Source organism: Serratia sp. CoH_134_PS_4 (assembly GCF_058190535.1).
On the sequence record NZ_JBXWKI010000001.1, the window covers coordinates 679,436 to 702,967 of the forward strand.

Here is a 23,532-nt window from a genome sequence, read left to right on the forward strand (position 1 = left end):
TGACTGACGATGGTCGAACGCAATGCAGTATTACCAGCGGCATGGAACGCCCTGGTAAGTGCCCTGTGCCAAAAAGCACCCTATTTACGGACCACGCTGGTGCCCGAGATCGCCCGTTTCAGCCAGGCTCGCCTGGCTTCCGGCTGCCTGTCCGCCGCCTTTAACACCAGCCTGCTGGGGTATAACGGTTGCCCACTCGAGTTCACCGTTTCGTCATCAAAGCCGCTGGCGCTTGCCTGTACCTTGGATCCTTTCTTGCCTCGCTACGCGGAAAACCGCGGCATCGACGCTTTTTATCGACACAGCCAAAAGATCACCGCCTCACCCGTTGAGCCGGATGTTGAACGCTGTTTTGCCGAGATAGGCCATATGCAACGCGAAAGCGCTCAGCCCTTGAGATTCGGCTCTTGGTTGGGGCGAAAATATACCCCGGAGGGGGTTAAAACCAAGGTGTACTCGGAGGTGCCTGCAGATTGTGCCTGGCCAGGTGGCGTGGCGGATTATCCTGCGGCCTGTCGAGACGTGGGTTTGTCTTTATTGATGATCGGCTATTATCCGCAGCTGCCGGCCTCACCCCGTGAATACTATTTTCAATGGGACAGCGCGCTCATCACCCACGCAGATATTGCTGCGGTAATGGCCTTTTTTGGCTGCGGGACGCTGTTCTCTACGCTGGCCCCCTTGCTGGAATCTGCCCTACTGCAAACCTTGTGTCGCGAGGGTTTCCCCCCCACGACCTACGGTTTTAGCCTGGTCTACGCCCCAGGCGGTGAACTGGAAAGTTTTACCTTGTTCACCATGGCGGCCAGTTTCTTTGGTGATAACCAGCACGTATTCCCGGCACTGCAAGCCTTATTGGCGCAAAGCGGCCAGGCCTTGCCCTTATTGCAACAGGCGGTGGATAAGCAGCTTGACCTGCAGTTTAACGTGGTCGGTTTTTCGGTTGATCTGCAAGGGCATCACGCCACCAGCTGTACCTTCAGCCCGCAAAATACCTGTTTTGAGGCGTTGCCGCTGGAGTCTGCCCCGGTGGTGATCACGCCTGGCAAACCGGCGCTGGCGATATTACTGGCGCAACAGTGTGCCAGCGGCGCCTTTGCCGCCCATGTCAGAACGCCTGACGGACGCTGGCATCAGGATGAAAACGCCTTTGTGACTGCACAGGTGTTGCGCACCCTGGATTACACCTCGCAGACCGCCCCCTTTATTGAGAAGGCGCTCGATTTTTTGCTGGCTTGCGAGGCCCGCCCGTTCCACTTCAGGTTTTGGCCGAACGCTGCCCATCCGCGCTGGATGGCGAACCAGAGTATCTGCGCAGATATTGACGACACCGCCATTATTACCGAGCTGTTGTACAAGTTTGGCCGCATTTCGTTGTCGCGGGTTAGCCAGACGATTTCACAGATGAACGGCTATCAGGTACGCCGGGTCGATCCGCGGCAGCCCGCCGAACAGCACCAATGGGCGGAATGTCAAAGTTTTCATACCTGGATGAAGGACGACAACGACATCCGCCAGTTGGATTGCTGTGTAAATACCAACGCGCTGATCCTGCTCAACACGCTGACAAGCGGAAACGGTGCCGTATTGCCGGCCTACCGACGCATTATTCAGATGTTGAATCAGGCAGTGCAATGGAGTGATGGCCGTTACGATCGGCTCAGTAGGCTAACCCCCTATTACGCTCATCCCGGCGAATGGCGCACCACCCTGGAGTACGCCAGGCAAACGGGGATCCCGCAACTTTCACCCGTGATTGACGCATTGGCCCGCTGGCAATGGCCCGCTGAATCCTTGGAGAGCCCGCTGTACCGTCGGCACGACGGGCGCTTTCTCTGGACCTCTTCCTGCCTGAACCAATTCAGAACGCTGGCCCAAACCGAATGTACTGAGGATAACCATGAATACCTTTCTCAATGACCTGGTGACACTGAACCAAATTATTCTGCAGAATGCGCGCGAACAGTTTCCTGACGTCGCCGCCAAACAGTTGCGCTATCGGCGAGCAGCGCCGATGGCGGCAAATGACCTCACCGCCGAGGTCTGCACCGAGATCGTTTCAGGCGAAACGCGCTACCAGATTGCCACCAGCACCGACGGCACCCATTGGAGCATGAAACTGGACTTCACCCTCAGCCGTCAGGTGCCGCAAGTTCCCTATGTGGTGCTGAGTTTCACTTCCTTCGGCAGCGCCGAAGAGATGATCTTCAATCAGGTGCTGCTGACGTCACAGGAAAACCGCTACCATGCGCAGCTTGACCTGCAGCGACTGGAGCAACGTGACGCCTTACTGCGAGCCTTATCCGACTACGATGCGCAGACCACGCTGGTGGTCGCGATTAAAACCGAGCACGGCATCACCAATACCGTCACCGATCCCAAGATTTTCTACTTCGCCGAAAACTACTACCCGTATATTTATCAGGGCATCCTGCCGCCACCGCCACGCCTGCAACTGATCCTGACTCCGCTGGAGTATCAGCAACTGTGGTACAACTACTACCAGGATTATGTACGCAAAAATTATCTTTACTACCTGCCCGATACCTTCCTGTTGGCCACCGATACCGACGGTAAACCCATGCTGTCGATCGCCTTCTCAGCCCCTGAACACGCCACCTCATTGGGAGACGTCCAGGTGACCTTTGACTACTTCCTGTTACCCAAGGTAAGTCAGGGCAGAATTGCTAACGCCACAGAACAGTTTTCGCAAATGCAGGCGGACGCCAGGCTGGTCCCGTTCGCTAATGCCGATACGCTGACGTTGCAGTTGGCGTTGCCCGATGGCAAAACGGAGGAGAAGAATGCGCTGATCAATCTGCAAAGTGGCATTGTCGATTCCTTCACGCTGCCCGCTCAGCAATTTGCGCTGATATGGGACGCGTTATTCGATCGCTCACCGCAAAACCTGCTGCTCAAAGGTTATCTGGCAGTGCAATTCATCGGTTTCAATCCGGATCATTTGCCGGTGATGTTGGCGCTGGACGCCAAATACCAGAACAAGGTGCGCGACTTTATCAAACAGACCGCGCCGGTGGACATCTACAAAACCCTGGAGTTCAGAAGTGACAGCGGGGCTTACGACCCGTCAGGGCCACGCCCGATCAAACGCATTTTGGTCAACATCGACAATCAAACGATCGAGCTGAATAAAGAGCACCCCAACCATGACGTCACGGTCAAAGTTTCAGCACTGGATCTGATCCTCAATCCGGATAAAAAGCTGGTTTATCATTATGATTTGCAGGTTTACTACGTCGACGGTGGCATGACGCCCTACTACGATAAAACCTCCAGCTTTGAGATTATTTACGTGCCGTGATGACTTGTCAGTCTGCCGCTGAAAGCAGGCTACGTAAAAACAGCATGATCAACCGGCCTGTTGGATCGGCGCCCGGGCGACTGCGCTGCAAAGCCAGCCCGTGCGCCATTGCCATCAAGGCCGACGCCAATTCATTAGGGTCTGCCGGCGGCGTCTTTCCCCTTTGCTGAAACAGCGAGCCAATCACCGTGCCAATTTTTGCCTGGTGCGCATCCCAAACACGTTGATACTCAACGGCAAAGGCCGGGCTGCGCTTCGCATGCAATTGCAGTTCAATCGATAATGTACACCAGTCGACCTCCTGATTCAGGGTTGCCGACCATCCTTCAAGCGCGGCTAACACCTGGCTCGCATCAGCGGTGCGATTTTGGGTCAGGCGAGAGAGTTGCGCGGCCTCCGCTTCCATATGCCGCTGCAAAAGCTGCAGCAGCAGATCTTCCTTGGAAGCGAAATTGGAATAAAAAGCCCCCTGTGAGTAACCGGCCTGGTTGACGATATCGCGGATTGAGGTACCACCGTAGCCCCCAGAAACGAATAATTGTCGGGCGGTCTCGATCAAGCGTTCGCGGGTCTGCTGTTGGCTCTCCTCGCGGGTTAGCCGTTTTTTTGTCGTTTTCATCTGGGTCAACTTTACGCGGATTATCCATGCTCTTAATGCATTTAAAATATCACTTGATATTTCAAACCGCCACCTCTAGATTTAAATATCACTTGAACTTTGAAAGCCCACTCAAGATATCCATGATGAAAACAAAAACGGCGTTTGTGACCGGAGCAACAGGCCTGCTCGGCAATAATCTGGTCCGTGAACTTGTCTCCCAGGGGATAGCGGTCAAGGCACTGGTACGCTCTCTGGAAAAAGGCCGCAAACAGTTTGGAACGACCGAAGGTATTGAATTAGTTGTCGGCGACATGACTGACGTGAATGCCTTTGCCGAACACCTGCACGGCTGTGACGTCCTGTTTCATACCGCCGCCTATTTTCGTGATAATTACAAGGGAGGCAGTCACTGGGCTCAATTGAAAGCGGTCAACATCACCGGCACTGAGCACCTACTGAATCAGGCTTACCGGTGCGGCGTGCGCCGTTTTGTCCATGCCTCCTCGATAGCCGTGCTCAACGGTGAACCAGGAGCGCCGATCGACGAAACCTGTTTGCGACGGCCCCAGGATGCCGATGATTATTACCGCAGTAAAATACTGGCGGATGACATAGTCTTAGAATTCCTGCGGCAGCACCCGCAAATGAACGGCAGCCTGATCTTGCCGGGATGGATGTGGGGCCCAGGCGATCTTGGCCCTACGTCTTCCGGTCAGTTAGCGAATGACGTCATGCACGGTAAACTGCCAGGCTTGGTCGCGGGGAGCTTTTCCGTGGTCGACGCGCGGGATGTCGCACTGGCGATGATCCTGGCAGCAGAGCGAGGTAGACGCGGTGAGCGCTATTTGGCTGCTGGACGACATATCACCATGCACCAGTTGGTGCCACTGCTGGGGAAGATTGCCGGAGTCAAAACCCCCAAACGCACGCTGCCAATGCCGCTACTCTACGTGCTGGCGACACTCCAGGAGGCCTATGCTCGCCTCAGCGGCAAACCCGTCTTACTCAGCATGGCTACGGTACGTCTGATGGTAAAAGAAGCTAATCGCTCCCATTTCAATCACGCGAAAAGTGAGCGAGAGCTGGGCCTCACATTCCGTCCGCTGGAGCAGACACTTCAGGATACCCTGGCGTGGCTGCGCAATAATGGGCAGTAAACACCGAATGTCATCATGCTTTTTGGGCAGTCACCTGTATCGCCCATTTGGCTTGATCTAAAACATCTCAACGTATCGATGCCGTTCACTGGCGTGGAAGGAGAATACATGTTTAGTCATATCACCGTCGGCGTCAGCGATCTGGACAAAGCCGCTGCGTTTTACGATGCCATTTTGCTGCCTTTAGGGTTAACACAACGCCCGGTCACGCCGGATGGCGGCCCCGCGGCACGTTGCTGGGTTGTGCCGGAACACGCCTTGCCACGATTTTACGCTTATCAGCCCTATAATCGGCAGCCGGCCAGCGCGGGCAACGGCAGCATGGTGGCGTTCGCTGCCCACAGTGAGCAGCAGGTTCGTGACGCCTATGCCGCCGGGATCGCCGCGGGCGGCATATCGGAAGGCGAGGCTGGCGAGCGCCCTCACTATGGCCTGGGCTATTTTGGCGCTTACCTGCGCGATCCGGATGGCAATAAAATTCATATCGCTTACCGGGGGGACCTGCTGTAATCGGGCCCCTGCTTACCGATCGTATTCGTCCTGAGGGTCATCACCAGCGCGATGGCCGCTAAGGCTCCAGCCGCCAGGAACGTCACACGCATGCCATTTGACACGGCATCCGCTGTTGCCAGCTTAATGTCACCGGTGTTCGCCGCCAGCATGAACAGTGCCCCCATGGCGGAAGCACCGGTGATCAACCCAAGATTGCGTGAGAGATTGATCATGCCAGAGATCACGCCGCGCTGTTCAGGGGCGGCATGCGTCATCAGTGACGTATTGTTGGCGACCTGAAATAACGCGTATCCCAGGGTGATCAAACACAGTGGCACCAGATAACCCAAAACGCCCTGTTTTATCGACATCATCGCCATGACGCCTGCCCCGGCGGCCATGATCGCCAGACCCGCAGCAGTGACGCTGTATACGCCCATACGATCGACCCACCGGCCTGCAGGCACACCGAGCAAAGCCGCCACGGTCGGACCGGCAGACATTGCCAACCCGGCCTGTCCCACCGGCAGTCCCAATCCACGCGTCAGATAGAATGGCCCCACGACCAGCGTTGTCATCATCACCGTCATCACCAGCGCACTCATCGTCAGCCCAATACCCAACCCCGGCTGCCTGAACAGCGCCAGTTGTATGAGGGGAGATGCGGTGACGTTTTCCAGCCGCACGAATAACCCCGCCCCCAATGCGGCACACAGCAGCAATGCCACATTAATCACGCCAAAATCACCACGCCCCAGCGTCATAGACAGGGCATAGCAGGCCAGCGTTATCCCCAGCAGCAGGGTGCCGGGCAGATCAAACCGGCCGCACTCTTTTTGTGAAGGCTGGCGCCTCTTGGGCAAAAAGCGATAAGCCAGAATAAACGCCAGCAGACCCACAGGAATGTTAACCAGGAACATCGCTCGCCACCCAAAAGCATAAAGCAATGCACCGCCGAGCGACGGGCCCAACGCCGTGCCGATCGCCGACATGCTGCCAAGCAGCCCCATGGCACGCCCGGTGTTTTCTTTATCGACGGCCTCACCCACCAACGCCATGGTCATCGCCATCATGACTGCGGCTCCCAACCCTTGCACAATCCGCGCCGCCAACAGCGGCCACACACCCGGTGCAACGGCGCACAGGCCAGACGCGAAGGTAAAGAGTGCAATTCCCAGCAACAATAGACGTCGTCGCCCTATTCGATCCCCCAAACGCCCTATGGCGATAATGGATGTAGTGATAGCCAGCAGATAGACAATAACGACCCACTGAACCGCCTGGAAAGAGGTATTGAATGCCTGTGCCAGCGTAGGCAAACCCACGTTGGCAATGCTGGCCCCCAACGATGAGACCAACATTGACAGGGACAGGCTGGTGAGAAGCCCGCGTAGGTGTGTACTGCCGGTGGCGTGTTGAACATTAAGCTTCATCGCGTTTTCTCCTGAAAGAATCTTTCAGAAGCCTATGCCAACGCAGGACATGGCGGAAGACGCAGCACATGCAGTTTATTAATGCATCCAACGCCATGTCATGGTTGCCAGAAACCCGCATTAAGGCGCAAGCACCAAAACCACTTCAGGCAGATGATGGGGAAACTGCTTAAGGAGACGTGATGAAAATAGACCTGATCTTTGATGACCTGTCGGCACGCGCCGTGCAATACAATGCGCGCGCTTCGGTCGATGATTTTGACGCCTGTATGGCGCAATACGCAGCGCTGGCTACCCAGGCCAAAGCGCAAACGCCAGGGATCTATGACCTCCATTACGGCATGGGTACCGCAGAACGCCTGGATCTGTTCCCGGCAGCCAATCAGCCTGCACCGCTATTGGTGTTTATTCACGGCGGTTATTGGCATTCCCAGCGCAAAGAGGAAGCCTGTTCAATGGCAGCCAATTTCACGCGCCACGGTGTTGCCGTTGCCACCGTAGAGTACACCTTGCAACCGGAAGCCACGCTGGCTGAAATCGTCCGTGAGGTGCGCAGTGCCATCGCCTGGCTCTATCACCATGCCCATCAATATGGCGTCGATCCTGAGCGCATTTTTGTCAGTGGCAGCTCGGCGGGCGGTCATCTGGCTGGCATGTTGATCGCCGATGACTGGCAGCACCTTTATCAGGTACCGGTCAATGTCATCAAAGGTGCACTGGCGCTGAGTGGCTTGTACGACATTCGTCCGTTATGTGATATCTACGTGAATGACTGGATGCGTCTCACGCCAGAGCAGGCAGCAACGCTCAGCCCACTGTTTATGCTGCCGGAAAAGGCCAATGCGCCGCAGATCCTGCTCGACGTCGGTGCCAAAGAAACGCAGGGGTTTAAAAACCAAACCTTGGCCTATTACACCGCCTGCCTGGAAAAGGGGCTCGACGTCAGGCGGCTGGAAGATCGGCATAGCAATCATTTCACGCTGGTGAACGCACTGGCTAATCCTGACAGCGACATGTTCAAACACGTGATGGCGATGATTATGTCATCTGCGCGTGCAAGGCAGACGGCATAACATGGGGGAGATGGGTATCTAAAACCTGCGGTTTTGTGACGACGCTGCTTTAAACCTGCATCGGGGGGCATTGCGCCCCCTGAGCATGAAAATCAGTCTCTTTTTTTGCCAATGGCAGAGAAAATATTACACAGCTCACCCAAGCCATAAATCGAGCCGAGCAACACGGCTATCATTACCGGCACCAGGATCACCACGGTTGCCAAACTTTCAATCATTTCTAACATCGCTTTCTCCTGGTTTTTAAGCAGAGGAATACCTTTCCAGAAAGGGGTATTTCCCTGGAATTTCTTAAGGTTATTTTTGCTTGATTTCAATCTGTGACGGAGATCACAACCTTACATCGCTAATGTAACTTACACAGTTGCATTACCGCAATGCAAAAAAATGCTCTCTCCCGGGGTTTGGGGGGCGTTCGCCCGATGGCCTGAAAAGGCATAATAATGATGAGCCTTAGGATTTTTAACGGATTTTAATGACCACCCTGCCCATCCCACTGAACGGCACGCTGATGTTTTAATCGCCAAGTACACCATCAGCAACGGCGAAATAAAAACGCTTTCTCAAAATTAAGAATATTTACCTATTCTATTTTCTTCCGGAAGAATACATTCATCTCAACTTTTACTGGCCGATTAATCAGTACTTTCTTTGTCTGTTAATTAGGCAATTTACCAGGAAGATCTTATGAACCTTAAACGTGCCGCAGGCGTAATGGTTGTTATCATGGCAACGCTGTCCGTAACGGCCTGTGGGAATATGTCTCACCGCGATCGCAACACCGCTATCGGCGCTGGCGTCGGCGCGCTGGGCGGTGCCGTATTGACCGACGGCAGTACGCTGGGAACCTTGGGTGGTGCGGCCTTGGGCGGTATCATCGGTCACCAGACCAGCCGTTAATATTTCCAGGCCGGGCACTTTTTCTTGAAAAGAACCCGGCCTGATCTATTTTAAACATCCATAGAGATTAATGGGTGTATTTTATATTCAGTGAATTTAAACAGATTAACGCACCTATAAATATTTCCGCAAAAAAACCTATTCGTACGCTAAAAACACGTCCTATTTAATAACCTCATCCTGTTCACCGCAACAACACATTTGGCTTTTATCGATGAGATAAGGGAATACTCGTCCGGGGCACCCTATCAATGCAGGTCAATCTACAATCATTGAAAAAGCGGCTGGACTCCCCCTCCGCAGAGGGGGTTCACGCTACCCCTTAACCTGGGATACCACGTTCAGCGGTTGCGCGTCAGGCAGGATATTCATATGTTCCAATACCTGGGCCATAATCTTGCCAAACACAGGGCCTGCCACCGAGCCGCCAAAGTGCTTACCGGCCTTCGGATTATTGACCATGACCACCAAGGCGACTTGCGGATCGCTAGCGGGTGCCACACCGGCGGTGTAGTTGATATAGCCTCCGTCATATTTACCGTTAGCCCCCATCTTCTCTGCCGTGCCGGTTTTAATCGCCAACCGGTAACCCGGCACGGCGGCACTGAGCCCACTGCCGCCTGGCAAGGCGTCGCTTTCCATCATGTGCACCACCGTTTTTACCGTATCTTCCGGTAAAATGCGTTGCCCCATAACGGGCGGCGTCACCCGGGTAATCGACAGTGGCCGATAAACACCATAGGAACCGATAGTGGCGTATTCACGGGCCATCTGCAGCGGTGTCACGCGCAGGCCATAGCCAAAGGAGAAGGTCGCACGTTCAATGTCCGCCCAACGCTCGCGGTGCTGTGGCAAGTAGCCGCTGCTTTCGTTCCCAATGCCCAGATCCGTCGGCAAACCCAGACCAAAGCTCTTGTACACTGCGGGGAGTACGGTGGCTGGCAGGGCTAACGCAATGTGGGACACGGCGATGTCACTGGATTTTTGCAACACACCGGTAATGGTCAGTTTCGACCAGTGCCCCACGTCCTTGATCAAGTGGCCATTCACGCGATAAGGCGTGGTGTCCAGCACGGTATCCGGCTTGATCAAATGGTGTTCCAGCCCCACCATCACCACCACCGGTTTCACCGTGGAGCCCGGTTCAAAACTGTCGCTACTGCACACGTTGCGGATATCTTTGGCCGGCGTATTGGCATAATTATTCGGGTTGAACGACGGGTAGCTTGCCATCCCCAACACTTCGCCGGTGTTTACTTTCACCAATACCGCACAACCAGAATCAGCCTGGTTAGCCACCACACCGTCGCGAATTTGTGCGTACAACACATATTGGATGAATTTATCGATACTCAGCGTCACGTTCGGTGGCGGTACGGGATCGACGCTCTTGATTACGCCAATCACCGCGCCGCTGCCGTCTTTCTGATATACCCGCAGGCCATTTTTGCCCTGTAGCAGGTGGTTAAAGCCGAGCTCAATGCCTTCCAGCCCCTGGTTGTCCTGGCCAACAATGCCAATAAGCCCGGCAGCATCCTGGCTCATCGGGTAGAAGCGACTGAAATCCTGCTCTGTGCTCACGCCCGTTAGATGCAATTTGCTGATATAGTTCGCGTTATCGTCTTCTACCTTACGTGCCAGATAGACGAAGCGCTTATGGGCATTGGTCTGTATTAGCTTCTGCACGTCGCTCAGCGGCATTTTCAGTACATTGGCCATACTTTGCCAACGCTCATTGCTGAGATCGGTGTTGGTGTCCAGAATATGCTTGGGATCCAGCACAATATCTCGTGATGACACACTCACCGCCAAAGCTTCGCCATTGCGGTCAGTGATCATTCCGCGATTGGTCGGCACCACTTGCGTGCGGATCGACCGCTGGTCCGCCTGATCGGCCAACTGCTGGTGCTCCATCAGTTGCAAATAACCGACCCTGAACGCCAGCAGAAAAAAGCACACCAGTATCCCGCCGCAAATCCAGCCAAAGCGAAGGCTTGAATAATTTTTACCGCTTTTTTTTGTTGAAGGCGCCACTGTTAACCCTGCGTTTTTATTCGGATTATGTAATTATTTCAGTCTAACCTGACGGAAATCTTTAGAAGATTGCAGTTTGTAAGAAAGTAAAAACAAACGCGTTTACTGTTGCACATCCGCGCTATCGTTTAACTCCGGTTTACCTTTCTGGTCCGCGTCAGGCTGCGGTGCGTTAGCCGGGTCAAAAATGTGATCGAGAATTGCCCGCGCGGTCGGCCCTGCCACCACGCCATCCCCCCCGCCGTTTTCCAAAATCAGCGCCATTGCCACCCGCGGATTTTTATAAGGAGCAAACAAGGTATAGAAAATATGATCACGTAACCGCACCGGGATCATTTTGGCGTTATACGTCTGATTTTCTTTCAAACCGAAGACCTGTGACGTCCCGGACTTGGCGGCTATTTGATACGGAGCGGTATGGAAAAGCTTATAGCCTGTACCGTTCGGCAGATTGGCCATGCCATACATTCCATTACGCACGATGCCCCAATACGGCGATTTGGCATCACCGATCTGCGTGGCCTTTGCCGGCGGCTGGTAGCGGCTTACCTGATTGCCCTGGCGCATGGAGTACAGCAAATGCGGCGTTTTCGCCTTACCGTTATTGATCAGCGTGGTTAATGCCTTCACCATCTGGATCGGCGTGGCGACCCAATACCCCTGGCCGATACCCACCGAAATGGTGTCACCCTGGTACCAAGGTTTCTTATGTACCCGTTGTTTCCATTCACGGCTTGGCAACACGCCACGATACTCTTCGTTAAGGTCGATCCCGGTCGCCTGGCCGTAACCAAACTGGCTCAGCCAACTGTGAATACGGTCAATGCCCATTTCGTACGCCACCTGATAGAAGAAGGTATCGGCAGATTCTTCAATGGCCTTGGTCACATTCAACATGCCGTGGCCGCTCTTTAGCCAATCACGGTAACGGCGTTCGGTGCCTGGCAATGTCCAGGTCGGCGCGCCGAAGAAAGTGGTATTGGGGGTAATCACACCGGCAAACAGCGCCGACGTCGCCATGTAAGGCTTCACGGTGGAGGCCGGTGGATACAACCCCTGCGTGACGCGGTTAATCAGCGGTAAGTCGGGGTTGGTCAGCAGTGTTTTATAAGCTTTATAGCTGATGCCTTTCACAAAAGGATTGGGATCGTAACTGGGGCTGGAAACCATGGCCAAAATGCCACCATCGCGCGGGTCCTCAACCACCACCGCCGCACGCTGCCCCTTCAATACCGACTCAATGTACTGTTGTAGAGACAGGTCCAGCGTCAGATAGATATTTTTACCGGCCTGTGGCGGTTGTTCCTTCAGCAGGCGTATCACGCGACCATGGTTGTCCACCTCCACTTCTTGATAACCGGTCGTGCCATGCAATTCGGACTCGTAGTAAGCCTCGATGCCCTGCTTACCGATATTGTGGTCGGCGGCATAGTTCTCGCTCAGACCGGCTTTATCCAGCCGCTTTAAATCACCGTCATTGATTTTCGAGACGTAACCCACGACATGGGCTAATTCGGCCCCGTAGGGATATTCCCGCTGCTGATAGGTATCAATGGTCACGCCGTCAAAGCGATACTGATTTACCGCAAAACGTGCCACCTCGGTTTCTGTCAGACCCGTTTTCAGTGTCACCGGTTTATAGCGGCCGTTGTGATGCATTTCATCGCGAAAAGCAGTGATATCTTCGGGGGTCAGATCGACAATCGGCGTCAACGCCTGCAAAAGCGCAGCCATATTGTCGATTTTGCTGGGGGTAATCTGGATCTGGTACAGCGTAATGTTGCGCACCAAAGGAATGCCATTGCGGTCGAATATCAGCCCTCGGCTGGGTGCAATTGGCACCATTTTAATGTCGTTTTGGTTGGACCGCGTTTGGTAAAAGGCATGCTGCTTAACCTGCAGACGGTACAGGTTAACAATCAAAATGCCAAAACAGGCGACAACCAACACCATCGCCACGCCAGCACGGCGGATAAACAGCATTTCCTCAGCGGAATGGTCACGGATTTTATCTTTTAATAGTGCCATACGTGGCAAGTTACCTGTCTGACGTCACATTTTCCCAAGATAAATCAGGGCAGTGAAAAGTCGGCAAGCATAGCGTTATTGGCTAACGGTCCCCATGAAAAGGTTGCTAATGAAATGGCATAAATGTTTCAGCATGTTTGAATGTTACCAAATGCCGATTTTCCCCCGTTCAGGGATTGAGCAGTGATTTGCAGCGATGCTACAATGTGACGAAGATCACACTAATTTACCCTTGCCCGCACTGATTTCCCGACGCACCGCCGGGTGCGGCTTTTCCACCAAGGATCATGTTCGATGAGTACCATAGCCACAGGTTTTATTATGATGCGCTGGGAGTTACTGAGCGCTGTTATGATGTTTTTGGCCAGCCAGCTAAATGTCGTGTGCCGTAAGACCAGCCGTAACGGTATGGCATTTATGTTCAGCAGCCTGGGGCTATTCACCACCTGTTGGTTCGTTATGGGCCTGATGGGCATCAGCGTCAGCCAGGAAGGATTTGTGCAATTTTGGTCAAACGCGTGGGATATGTATGTCGACGTGGTGAGCAACACGCCTGTCGACTGGCCCATGCCCTGAAATCGCCTCGGCAGGTAGAGTGCGACGCGCTTTACCTGCCGTGAATATCGGCTCCGGCCTCGATGTTATATTCTTTCCGCGTTGTTCGTAGGGGTAAATAAACGCTAAACCAACCTGATTCATTCCAAAACGGTTCATCGACTCGTTTTACAATAGTGCACCACTTTATTGAATAAGGAATATTCAAATGCATAGAAACACCTTTAAAATAATAACACTTTTCTGCGCCACGGTATTTTCGACGGCCTCTTTTGCGACCGTATCCGTCGTCAAAAAGAGCAATGTAAAAAACAATAACGTTGAATCCGCCAAAATCCTGTATGTCGGCGATGTCACGGAAAAAAGTGTCACCGAACTCATTGCCTCCATCGATGAAATTAACGCCAGCTACCCCGCGTTAAAACACCTGTATTTGTATATCAATAGCGGCGGCGGTGATATGGCCAGCGGTTACATGGCTTATGAAGCGGTCAAGAGCTCGCCGGTCCCCATTACCACGGTTAACTCGGCGTTTGTCGGTTCAGCGGCAACCCTGTTCTATTGTGCCGGTAAAGAAAGACTCTCCATGCCCGCCGCCAGCTTTATGCTGCATCCTGCGGCTGCGTCAAACATCAAGCAAGACTATCTGAAGCCTAACGAAATAGCGCAAATCAAGCAGTTCTCTGACGGTTACAATGCGTTGTTCCGTAACGTATATAAACAATGCACCACGTATAATGATGAAGAAATAAGTAAAATGCTGTTCAATGAAGATGGCCGCCAACTTATTAATCTCGATACTGCATTGGCAAGGAAGATGACGACCGACAAAGCCAATAAGATGGAAACTGTTCCAGTGTCTTATTACATCTTGAATGAAGAAACCAATAACTGATTGCGTTTCACCCTGAGCCACTGTTCAACACCCCTATATTCACAGCGCCCCTGAATTTAAAAAGGGAACGCTGTGAATGTTCTGCATCATGCCACCTTGTGGCAACGCACCGCCGATCCCCCTAAATTCACCCGTAAACTTTGTGGCAGTTGGCACCCTTCCCCCGCATACGGGCATCTCTCGCGGAAAAAACAGCCTGGCGGTAATTGGCGGTTGCCCGGCAGTTCGCCCTTACGGTCTTCAATCGCACTGTCACTCAGTGAGCGGCCTGCCCGCGGCACAGAATCCAGCAGCAGCCGCGTATAGGGGTGCTGCGGCTGGCGCAGTACCTGTGCGGTCGGCCCCAGTTCGACGATTTGCCCCAGATACATCACGGCCACCCGGTCACTCATATGCTGGATAACCGAAACGTTGTGCGAAATCAGCACGTACGTCAGATTGCGTTCGCGCTGCAATTCCACCAGTAAATTGAGGATCTGCGCCTGTACCGAAATATCCAACGCAGAGGTCGGTTCATCCAGCACGATGATATCCGGTTGCGAAGACAGCGCACGTGCAATGGAGATGCGCTGGCGCTGGCCACCGGAAAACTCATGCGGCAATCGGTCGATCGCCTCCGGTCGCAGGCCAACCTGTTGTGCCAGCTCCGTTGCCAGTGCTCGCCGCTGTGCCACACTGTTATGCTGCTGCACGTACACCGGCTCAGTGATAATGCGCCACACTGGCAAGCGTGGATCGAGCGACGACTGCGGATCCTGAAATACCATTTGCATACCGCTGCCAAACCAAGAACCCGCGTTGCGAGCACGTACCAGTTCGCCACTGCTCGGTTTTAACAATCCCATCAGCAACTGCGCTAACGTGCTTTTGCCGCAGCCGGACTCACCGACGATACCCAACGTTTCGCCACGCATGATGTTGAGATCCAGCCCATTGAGCGCATGCACATACTCTTGTGGTTTGCCACGCCAGTTATAACTGGCAGGAAAACGCAGGCGCACATCGCGCAACTCCAGTAGTGCTTCAACGTTCATTTCGCGCCTCCAAATCAATAGACTGCGGATGCCAGCAGGCCACGTGTTGGGCCGGTTCAGAGGCTAATGGCACCAGCCGTGGCGTTTGCAGGCACTGAGCGTCAGCGTGGCTACAGCGATTACTGAAAGCACACCCTGGCGGCAAGGCACCAAGATTGGGCACCGTGCCAGGAATGGCACGTAACAGACTGCGTGGCTCGGCACGTTCCGGTGCCGCTAACAACAACCCGATCGAGTAGGGATGACGGGGATTTTCTATCACATTTCCCGTGGTACCACTTTCTATCACGTGCCCGGCATACATCACGTACACCCGGTCACACAGCTGCGAAACCACGGCCATATCATGAGTGATAAACAGCACTGCCGTACCGCTGGCGCGCGCTTTTTGTTGCAGCAAACGCAGTACCTGTCGCTGTACCGTGACGTCCAGTGCGGTCGTCGGTTCATCGGCGATAATCAGTTCCGGTTCGCAAGAAAACGCCATGGCGATCAACACCCGTTGGCGCATGCCGCCGGACAACTCAAACGGATAGCGCTCCATCACCCGTTCCGCGTCGGCAATTTGCATCTCACGCAGCAGTTGGGCAGCCTTGTCTCGTGCCGCCTGCGGGGATAGCTGCTGATGCAGGCGGATCACTTCACACATTTGCCGACCAATTTTGCGCGTAGGGTTTAGCGCACTCATCGGCTCCTGAAAAATCATCGACACCCGTGCGCCGCGCAGTTGGCGCATTTGCCGCTCGCTGGCGTTAAGCACGTCAGTGCCCAACATCTCCAGAGAACCGCCGGTAACGCTGTAGCCGTCTTCAGCCAACAGACGCAGCGTCATCATCGCCGTCACCGACTTGCCGGAGCCGGACTCGCCAACCACGCCCACAATTTCGCCAGCCTTGACCTGCAGCGATACCCGGTTGAGCGCTTTGATACTGCCGCCGTAAACCGGGAATTCCAACTGCAACTCATCAATGGATAACACCGTAGTTTCGCTCATTAACGCCCCCGGGATTTAGGATCAAGCAGGTCACGCAGACCATCGCCGAAGAGATTGAACCCCGTGGCGGTGATCAAGATCGCCGTTCCGGGAAACGCCGAATACCACCACTGGTCGAGGACATAGTTCCGGCCGTTGGCCACCATCGCCCCCCACTCGGCGGTCGGCTGCTGCGCACCCAGCCCGATAAAACCCAGCGTGGCGGCCATCAGAATCGCGGTGCCAATATCCAACGATGCCTGCACCACCAGCGGCGGCATCACGTTGCGAAGGACATGCCAACCGATCAGGTGCCAGCGTGAGGCACCAAAGGTACGTGCCGCTTGCATATAGGCCTGATGGCGAAGCGTCAACGTCTGCCCTCGTGCCAATCGGACGTAGAATGGGATGCGTACCACGGCAATCGCCAGCATGGCGTTGAACAGGCTGGGCCCCAGCGCTGCCGCCAATGCCATCGTGAGCACCAGCGAGGGCACTGACAGCATGATGTCCATGCAGCGCATGATCAACGCATCCACCGTACCGCCCATCACGCCGGAGAAACAGCCGAGCAGCGAGCCAATTCCGCCCGCCAGCACCACCACCGCCAATCCGGCGGCCACCGACTGACGGCTGCCGACCAGCACCCGGCTGAACAGGTCTCGGCCCACTTCGTCGGTGCCGAACCAATGCGCTGCCGAAGGCGGCAATAACCGGGCGGTAAGATCGATAGCGTCTGGGTTATGCGGTGCCAACCACGGTGAAAACAGCATCAGAAACAGCACGGCAATCATGATGGCAGCACCCAACAGCGTAAGCGGACTGCGGCGTACCCGGTACCAGGCACGACGCAGGCTGACAAAACGCAGTGCTGCCTCCGCCACGGGCGGTTGTTCGATTTGAATCATCGTCATTATCCCTCGCGCCCCATTCGCGGGTCGATCCACAGATAGAGCAGATCGACGATCAAATTCACCATTACATAGGCAAAAGACACCACGACGGCAAAGCCCATCACCGCCGGGAAGTCCAATGCCTGAATGGAGTCCACGACGTAAGCCCCCATACCTGGCCAGGCAAATACCGTTTCAGTCAGCACCGCACCGTACAGCAAATCCCCCAGCGCCAGCCCCAACACCGTCACCGAAGGGATTAACGCATTGGGCAACGCATGGCCCAGCACCACACGCCAGTGTGAGAGGCCATTGGCCCGCGCGGTACGGATGTAGTCTTCCCCCAACTGTTCAAGCATTGCCGAGCGGATTTGCCGCGCCACCACGCCGAGGTGAACAAACGCCAGGGTGAGTGCCGGCAAAATCAGATGCCGCAGACTGTTCCAGAACGCTTCACCATTGCCGGTCAGTAGTGAATCAAGTAGATAAAATCCGGTGATATGCGTGGGTGGATCTAACCAGTCGTCTAACCGACCACCGCCGGGTAACAGATTGAGTTGTCCATAAAACAAAATGATCACGCCCAGCCCCAGCCAGAAAGCCGGGGTAGAGATGCCGGTCACCGACAATAGCCGTACCAGATGGTCGGGCCATTTATTACGGTAAACCGCCGACACAACCCCGAGTGGAACGCCCAACGCGATCGCCAATACCAACGCGCAAAAAGCCAACTCTAACGTCGCGGGAAAGAAAGCGCGTAAATCCTCTAGCACCGGTCGCCCGGTGCGGATAGATGTCCCCAGATCGCCGTGCAGCAAATCCAGCACGTAGCGACCGAATTGCACATATAGCGGCTGATCCAGGCCCAGCTGTTGGCGAATATGCTGGACAATCTCCTCGCTGGCCCGGTCACCGGCCAACAGCCGCGCCGGATCGCCGGGGATCAGGTGTGAGATGGTAAAGGTGATCACGCACACCCCGAACATCACCAGCACCAGTCCCCAGCAGCGCTGACGGATAAGGCTCCAAACGTTCATAGTGGTTTCCCATGGTGCATGGGCAGCCAAACGGCTGCCCGAGTTGGATAGCAATATTGTCTTCAAACCAGAGATACTCGGGCCTGGCGCACCGAGGGGCCATTATGGGACACATCCGTGTGTCCCACCCTACGGGCCGACTCGACGTCGTTCCCATTTGCTCCCGGCAAATGGGTCGACGGCCAAGGCCGTTACGACCCCTTCGGCACGCTCTCTCTAATAACTGGCTTTGTTAGCTGTCTGAAGCACCCAAACAACTTACTTGCTCATCTGCCCAACGTTGAATACCTGCTCCAGCATCGGGTTATATACAAAGCCCTTCACATCTTTGTTCATCGCTACCTGATAGTTTTTCTGGAACAGATAGACGTAGGCCCCCTGGTCAATGACGATTTTCTGCGCAGCCTGATAGTCAGCAGTGCGCACCTGTTGATCGGACACCGATACCGCTTTCTTCAGCAGCGCATCGACCTGCGGATTACTGTAGAACGCGCGGTTGCCGGGTAGCCCTTTCTTGTCGGACTCGAACCAGTAGTTCATGAACATGTAGGGGTCGGCAAAGTCCGGGCTCCAGTTGCCAATTGCGATGTCGTAATTGCCCTGACCGATGCGATCGCGCATGGTGGCGTTAGCCAATTTCTCCAGCTTGACGTTGATGCCCACGGTCGCCAGACTGGCCTGTACCGAAAGCGCAATCGCCTCCCAGTTGGGATCGCTGACCGAATACAGGAAGTTCAGCGACGCGGGTTTATCCTTCACCGCCGCCAGCGCTGCTTTGGCTTTATCGGCATCTTGGCTGTACTGCTGCGCGCTGGCATCGTAACCCCACATGCCTTCCGGGATCGGGCCACGCATTTGTTTGCCGTTACCGCCGAGGATCCCTTTCACCATGCCCTGATAATCCACCGCGTAAGAAATGGCCCGGCGCAGATCCACCTGGTTCAGCGGTGCTTTGCCGTTGTTGAGGTATAAATAGGTCACCCGCAACGACGGATATTCATTTACCGCCACCTTGTTTTCGCTCTTTAATGCAGTGAGCTGGTCGATCGGCAGTGACTCGGCAATGTCCAGATCGCCACGTGTCAGTTGCAAACGGCGGGTTGCGCTTTCACCGATGATTTTGACCGTCACACGCTTAAACGCCGGTTTTGTCCCGTTGTAATGCGGGTTCGGCACCAGCACCAGTTGTTGTCCTTTCTGCCAACGATCCAGCTTGTACGGGCCCGAACCGGCACTGTGACTCGACAGCCAGGCTTTACCTTCATCGGCCGGATTGGCCTTGGCGATAGCCGGGTTAACAATACCGGCCCCGTCGTTGGCTAAGGTGTACAGGAACGGCGCAAACGGGGTTTTCAAGGTAAAGCGCACAGTGAGCGGATCCACCACCGTGACCTGCATGTCTTTCGGGAAGGCTTCTGACGGCCCCTGGCCAATTTTCATCAGGCGTTCAAACGACCACTTCACGGCGTCTGCATTGACATCCGAACCGTCGTCAAATTTGTTGCCCGGCTTAAGCTTAAAGGTCCAGACGAGTTGATCATCAGAAGCCGTCCAGCTTTCGGCCAGTTCGCCTTCAACCTGAGTCGAGCCTTTCCCGCCTTCGGTTTTGTACTGGACCAGCCGTTGGTAAGCCGGATAGGTCACCGTCCAATCGTTGTTATCAATAGTCACCGCCGGATCCAGCGTTTGCGGATCGGCGGCTTTGCCAATCACCAACATGTCTTTGGGTACGGCGGCCTGTGCCTGCCCCATGACGACCATGCCCAACGTCACTGCTGCCGCCAGAGCGGCGTATTTGATCTTATTCATAAACAAAGCTCCTGATGCGTTGAATGTGTGTTGTTTTAATCGTAAGAAAAACAGCCGAAACGATCGGCCAGCAGCGGGTAATCACCGGCGTTAGGCAGTTCAAAGTGCCACCATTCGCTGGCAATGCCGCGAAAACCTCCGGCAGCCATCACCGCATTCAGCAGCAGCCGATTGCGTTGCACCTCCGGAGAGAAATCAGGGTAAAACGGGTGAGAGCGTTCGCTCATCTCATCAAATCCGGTGCCCATATCCAGCGCTGTGCCACTGGCGTCCAGCAACGTCACATCGATCGCCACGCCGCGGCTGTGGTGCGAACCGGTTTGTGTGCTGGTGACATACTGCGGATCGGGACACGCCAGCCACAACAGTGCCTGCGCCTGCTGTGGACGGTAAGCATCAAACACCTGCAGAGAAAAGCCGGCCAGCCGCGCAGCCAATAAACAGCGCCGTAGCCCTGCCACCGCATCGGGATGCAGCAAGCAGCGGCTTTCACGGTAGATTGCCCGCCCCGTCAGGTTGTCAGCGGTGGCGTACTTCAGATCGATAGGCAAGTCGGGGAACATGGCTGCCAGATCGGTTAAGGTTACATTGTCACTCATTGCATTTTCCCATAGCGATTAAGATTCAAATTGCCCCAGTTCTTTTTGCAGGATGCGGTTATTGGCCAGCCGTTGTTCTACCGCCGCTCCCCCTTGTTCCAGCACGGAGGACAGCAGCAAGTTGAACAAGCAGCTGAACGGTGCCAATGAATCCCAAAATTGGCCGGTGTCAGTTTTCACCTGCAGCAGGTCAATGGGATAATCTCGTGCCCAAGGGCAGTAAATATCGGTAACCAGTGCCAACCGCAGCCCGCGTGCGCATGCCGCCTGGCAGTATTTCTGGGCGATAGTGGAATAGGCGCGGGTATCGGTCAGCACCAGATAGGGTGAATTGAATTCTGAATTGAGTGACTCTACGTAGGTACCGGACAGACCATCGGCGTAATAGACCTTGGGCCGCAGGTATTCCAGGTGGCTGTAGAAGGCGTTAGCAATCCCCCGCGTCGACTGGACGCCAATCACAAATACCGCCTCTGCCTGTGCCAACTGGCGGCTGATCTGGGCAAAAGCTTCGCCACCTGCCAATTGGTAAACGTGTTCTATCGCCTCCAGTTCCAGCGTTAACGCCTGGCGCAGCTTCTGAGGCTGTGGCTGTTTGCGACGTTGTCGGTAGGCACCCAGACGATCGGTCACGCCCCAGGGCTGATACAGCGCGGTGCCCTGTTCACGCAACGTGCGTTTCAAGTCCTCAAGATTGCGGTACCCCAGACTACGCAGATAGCGCCCGACTGAAATGCCGCTGGTGGCCGTGCTGCGGGCGATGCTGTCAGCCGTTTCAAACGGAACTTGCGCCAAATTGGCCAGCAGATATCCGGCGATACGCTTGCCCGTTGGGGTCTGAACCGCAAATGACGCTTCGATTTGTGCGATCACATCAGGGTGCTCTGCCATATTCTGCCCACTGTTGTTGAGTTGTCACTAAACCACCTTCTGTTACTCAGGTAACAGACGCTGATGATGGCTATGCATGGCCTGTGCCAATTGCGAACGGCTGGGGGAGATTCACGCAGGGCGGCGTAGGGACGGCAGAACCTACGGTTACAACATAGTCATCAGTTGATAACTATTGCACAACAATTGGGCAATGCATCTGGCAATGCACTGCCATGAACCACTGATTTTCAATTTTATGACAGCGCTTGCGAAACCAATGCAAACGTCGGTGCAAGATCGTAATCCGGTCTATGAGGCTCGCCTCGGATCCTGATCGTGGGCGTATCAATACAGGGCAGACCCCGTCTAACGCCCCCTTCGCTAAGTCCACTGTCCAGCGGTGTATCCACCCGCACAGACTGGCCGCTGCAAGGCTTGATCAGGGCAATGTCCCGGCGGGTTTTACTTTTGTTCACTTATTTCCCCCGGCACAGCCTGATAACTGGTGTTATTATTATTCTGCTCAATAATTCCCTCCTAATTCAAAGTGGTACGACAAGCTGATGGAAGCGTGGAAACTCAATCTGATTTCGGTCTGGCTCGGCTGTTTCTTTACCGGGCTGGCAATGAGCCAAATCCTCCCTTTTCTCCCGCTGTATGTCGAACAGCTCGGTGTTACCGGCCACCAGTCGCTGAGTATGTGGTCCGGTTTGGTATTCAGCGGTACTTTTTTGGTCTCCGCATTGGTATCGCCGCTGTGGGGCAGCCTGGCGGACCGCAAAGGCCGAAAACTGATGTTGCTGCGTGCGTCCCTGGGGATGGCAATCGTGATTGCGCTGCAAGGCCTGGTCAGCAACGTTTATCAACTGTTCGCGCTACGCGCATTGATGGGGCTAGCCTCCGGTTATATCCCCAATGCGATGGCATTAGTTGCCTCGCAGGTGCCACGCGATAAAAGCGGTTGGGCACTGGGTACGTTGTCCACCGGCCCGGTGACCGGAGTGATCGTCGGTCCGCTATTGGGTGGATTAATGGCCGATCACCTTGGCTTACGCGTGGTGTTTTTTGTCACTGCCGGGCTGATGTTCGTCAGCTTCCTGATCACTTTGTTCCTGATAAAAGAACGTCGCATTGAGGTGAAAAAAGCCGATCGGCTGACCGGTAAGGCGGTATTCCAGTCGCTGCCCTATCCAGCGCTGATCGTAACGCTGTTTGTCAGTACGCTGATGATCCAAGTGGCCAATTCGTCCATCAGCCCAATCTTGACGCTTTTTATTAAGGAGTTATCCAGTGATAGCAGCAATATTGCTTTCATTAGCGGCATGATTGCCGCCGTTCCCGGCGTTGCGGCCTTGATTTCCGCCCCGCGTCTTGGCCGGCTTGGCGACCGTATCGGCACCTCACGTATTTTGTTGGCCGCACTGGGGTTAACAACGGTGCTGTTCGCGATCATGGCCTGGGTGGAAACGCCACTCCAACTGGGGATACTTCGCTTTCTGCTGGGGTTTGCTGACGGGGCCTTGATGCCTGCGGTACAGACGCTGCTACTGAAGTATTCTTCCGATCAGGTCACTGGCCGTATCTTTGGTTATAACCAGTCATTTATGTACCTTGGCAATGTGGTCGGCCCGCTGGTTGGCTCTGGTGTTTCGGCACTGATGGGATTCCGCTGGGTATTCGCCGTAACGGCGGTACTGGTATTGATCAACTGCCTGCAGGTTCGCCGTCAGTTTAAAAAAGTTGAGCGTGACCAGGCGTGATCAATAGGGCCGCCGCAGCGGCCCTGATAAAAGGAAGTACTGTCATTGAGGGCGGTAATAAACA

21 protein-coding genes are annotated in these 23,532 nt (G+C 54.7%); 9 read left to right on the plus strand and 12 right to left on the minus strand.

The genetic code is table 11. The features are described from left to right. The first annotated feature begins 9 nt into the window (after positions 1-9). Together AC2FCQ_RS03100 and AC2FCQ_RS03105 are read left to right on the plus strand one after the other, a co-directional pair. The gene (locus tag AC2FCQ_RS03100) at positions 10-1,920 is read left to right on the plus strand and encodes a hypothetical protein (RefSeq protein WP_490307551.1); all 1,911 of its coding nucleotides are present in this window, start codon (positions 10-12) and stop codon (positions 1,918-1,920) included. Further along, the gene (locus AC2FCQ_RS03105; RefSeq protein ID WP_265556883.1) at positions 1,901-3,322 is read left to right on the plus strand and encodes a hypothetical protein; all 1,422 of its coding nucleotides are present in this window, start codon (positions 1,901-1,903) and stop codon (positions 3,320-3,322) included. Before AC2FCQ_RS03100 ends, AC2FCQ_RS03105 begins: the two co-directional genes overlap by 20 nt. A gap of 7 nt (positions 3,323-3,329) precedes the next feature. Here the strand turns inward: AC2FCQ_RS03105 and AC2FCQ_RS03110 are convergent, their stop codons facing one another. Continuing rightward, positions 3,330-3,941 (minus strand): TetR/AcrR family transcriptional regulator, encoded by a 612-nt coding sequence (locus AC2FCQ_RS03110; protein WP_209633302.1) that lies wholly within the window; start codon positions 3,939-3,941, stop codon positions 3,330-3,332. A gap of 122 nt (positions 3,942-4,063) precedes the next feature. Here AC2FCQ_RS03110 and AC2FCQ_RS03115 point away from each other — a divergent pair, with 122 nt between their 5' ends. Together AC2FCQ_RS03115 and AC2FCQ_RS03120 are read left to right on the plus strand one after the other, a co-directional pair. Further along, on the plus strand, positions 4,064-5,080 hold the full coding sequence (locus AC2FCQ_RS03115) for an SDR family oxidoreductase (RefSeq protein ID WP_490307552.1): 1,017 nt from the start codon (positions 4,064-4,066) through the stop codon (positions 5,078-5,080). A 108-nt stretch (positions 5,081-5,188) separates the two neighbouring features. After that, positions 5,189-5,590 (plus strand): VOC family protein, encoded by a 402-nt coding sequence (locus AC2FCQ_RS03120; RefSeq protein WP_265556885.1) that lies wholly within the window; start codon positions 5,189-5,191, stop codon positions 5,588-5,590. Here the strand turns inward: AC2FCQ_RS03120 and AC2FCQ_RS03125 are convergent. Next, the gene (locus AC2FCQ_RS03125; protein WP_265556886.1) at positions 5,569-7,005 is read right to left on the minus strand and encodes an MFS transporter; all 1,437 of its coding nucleotides are present in this window, start codon (positions 7,003-7,005) and stop codon (positions 5,569-5,571) included. The genes AC2FCQ_RS03120 and AC2FCQ_RS03125 overlap by 22 nt on opposite strands. Positions 7,006-7,187: 182 nt before the next feature. Between AC2FCQ_RS03125 and AC2FCQ_RS03130 the strand changes: the two genes are divergently transcribed. Continuing rightward, positions 7,188-8,078, plus strand: coding sequence for an alpha/beta hydrolase (locus AC2FCQ_RS03130; RefSeq protein ID WP_490307553.1), 891 nt, complete (start codon positions 7,188-7,190; stop codon positions 8,076-8,078). A 92-nt stretch (positions 8,079-8,170) separates the two neighbouring features. Here AC2FCQ_RS03130 and AC2FCQ_RS03135 read toward each other — a convergent pair whose 3' ends face one another. Then, on the minus strand, positions 8,171-8,305 hold the full coding sequence (locus AC2FCQ_RS03135; protein WP_209633291.1) for an AcrZ family multidrug efflux pump-associated protein: 135 nt from the start codon (positions 8,303-8,305) through the stop codon (positions 8,171-8,173). Between the two features lie 460 nt (positions 8,306-8,765). Here AC2FCQ_RS03135 and osmB point away from each other — a divergent pair, with 460 nt between their 5' ends. After that, positions 8,766-8,978 (plus strand): osmotically-inducible lipoprotein OsmB, encoded by a 213-nt coding sequence (gene osmB, locus AC2FCQ_RS03140; RefSeq protein ID WP_037415059.1) that lies wholly within the window; start codon positions 8,766-8,768, stop codon positions 8,976-8,978. A gap of 315 nt (positions 8,979-9,293) precedes the next feature. On the opposite strand, the gene AC2FCQ_RS03145 is transcribed toward osmB, so the two are convergent. Next, a complete protein-coding gene (locus AC2FCQ_RS03145; protein ID WP_209633289.1) occupies positions 9,294-11,012 on the minus strand; it encodes a penicillin-binding transpeptidase domain-containing protein in 1,719 nt (572 codons plus the stop codon). Positions 11,013-11,114: 102 nt separating this feature from the next. After that, complete coding sequence (mrdA, locus tag AC2FCQ_RS03150; RefSeq protein ID WP_265556888.1) at positions 11,115-13,040, minus strand: penicillin-binding protein 2; 1,926 nt, start codon at positions 13,038-13,040, stop codon at positions 11,115-11,117. 294 nt (positions 13,041-13,334) lie between these two features. Here mrdA and AC2FCQ_RS03155 point away from each other — a divergent pair, with 294 nt between their 5' ends. Both AC2FCQ_RS03155 and AC2FCQ_RS03160 read left to right on the plus strand, forming a co-directional pair. After that, positions 13,335-13,616, plus strand: coding sequence for a YjcB family protein (locus AC2FCQ_RS03155; protein ID WP_209633285.1), 282 nt, complete (start codon positions 13,335-13,337; stop codon positions 13,614-13,616). A 187-nt stretch (positions 13,617-13,803) separates the two neighbouring features. Next, the gene (locus AC2FCQ_RS03160; RefSeq protein WP_209633284.1) at positions 13,804-14,490 is read left to right on the plus strand and encodes an ATP-dependent Clp protease proteolytic subunit; all 687 of its coding nucleotides are present in this window, start codon (positions 13,804-13,806) and stop codon (positions 14,488-14,490) included. 86 nt (positions 14,491-14,576) lie between these two features. Here the strand turns inward: AC2FCQ_RS03160 and AC2FCQ_RS03165 are convergent, their stop codons facing one another. From AC2FCQ_RS03165 to AC2FCQ_RS03195, 7 genes are all read right to left on the minus strand, one after another. Further along, on the minus strand, positions 14,577-15,524 hold the full coding sequence (locus AC2FCQ_RS03165) for an oligopeptide/dipeptide ABC transporter ATP-binding protein (RefSeq protein ID WP_265556890.1): 948 nt from the start codon (positions 15,522-15,524) through the stop codon (positions 14,577-14,579). Beyond that, positions 15,514-16,518, minus strand: a complete 1,005-nt coding sequence (locus AC2FCQ_RS03170) for an ABC transporter ATP-binding protein (RefSeq protein WP_265556891.1) — start codon at positions 16,516-16,518, stop codon at positions 15,514-15,516. The genes AC2FCQ_RS03165 and AC2FCQ_RS03170 overlap by 11 nt, the downstream gene beginning before the upstream one ends. After that, positions 16,518-17,405 carry a D,D-dipeptide ABC transporter permease gene (gene ddpC, locus AC2FCQ_RS03175; protein WP_265556919.1) on the minus strand — a complete coding sequence of 296 codons (888 nt, stop codon included), beginning with the start codon at positions 17,403-17,405 and terminating at the stop codon, positions 16,518-16,520. Before ddpC ends, AC2FCQ_RS03170 begins: the two co-directional genes overlap by 1 nt. A 5-nt stretch (positions 17,406-17,410) precedes the next feature. Beyond that, positions 17,411-18,427 carry an ABC transporter permease gene (locus AC2FCQ_RS03180; RefSeq protein ID WP_209633278.1) on the minus strand — a complete coding sequence of 339 codons (1,017 nt, stop codon included), beginning with the start codon at positions 18,425-18,427 and terminating at the stop codon, positions 17,411-17,413. A 258-nt stretch (positions 18,428-18,685) separates the two neighbouring features. Further along, a complete protein-coding gene (locus AC2FCQ_RS03185) occupies positions 18,686-20,236 on the minus strand; it encodes an ABC transporter substrate-binding protein (RefSeq protein WP_490307554.1) in 1,551 nt (516 codons plus the stop codon). 35 nt (positions 20,237-20,271) lie between these two features. After that, complete coding sequence (ddpX, locus tag AC2FCQ_RS03190) at positions 20,272-20,835, minus strand: D-alanyl-D-alanine dipeptidase (RefSeq protein ID WP_265556892.1); 564 nt, start codon at positions 20,833-20,835, stop codon at positions 20,272-20,274. A gap of 18 nt (positions 20,836-20,853) precedes the next feature. Then, complete coding sequence (locus tag AC2FCQ_RS03195; RefSeq protein WP_209633272.1) at positions 20,854-21,726, minus strand: MurR/RpiR family transcriptional regulator; 873 nt, start codon at positions 21,724-21,726, stop codon at positions 20,854-20,856. Positions 21,727-22,271: 545 nt separating this feature from the next. Between AC2FCQ_RS03195 and AC2FCQ_RS03200 the strand changes: the two genes are divergently transcribed. Then, positions 22,272-23,468 carry a multidrug efflux MFS transporter gene (locus AC2FCQ_RS03200; protein ID WP_209633269.1) on the plus strand — a complete coding sequence of 399 codons (1,197 nt, stop codon included), beginning with the start codon at positions 22,272-22,274 and terminating at the stop codon, positions 23,466-23,468. Positions 23,469-23,532: the final 64 nt, after the last annotated feature.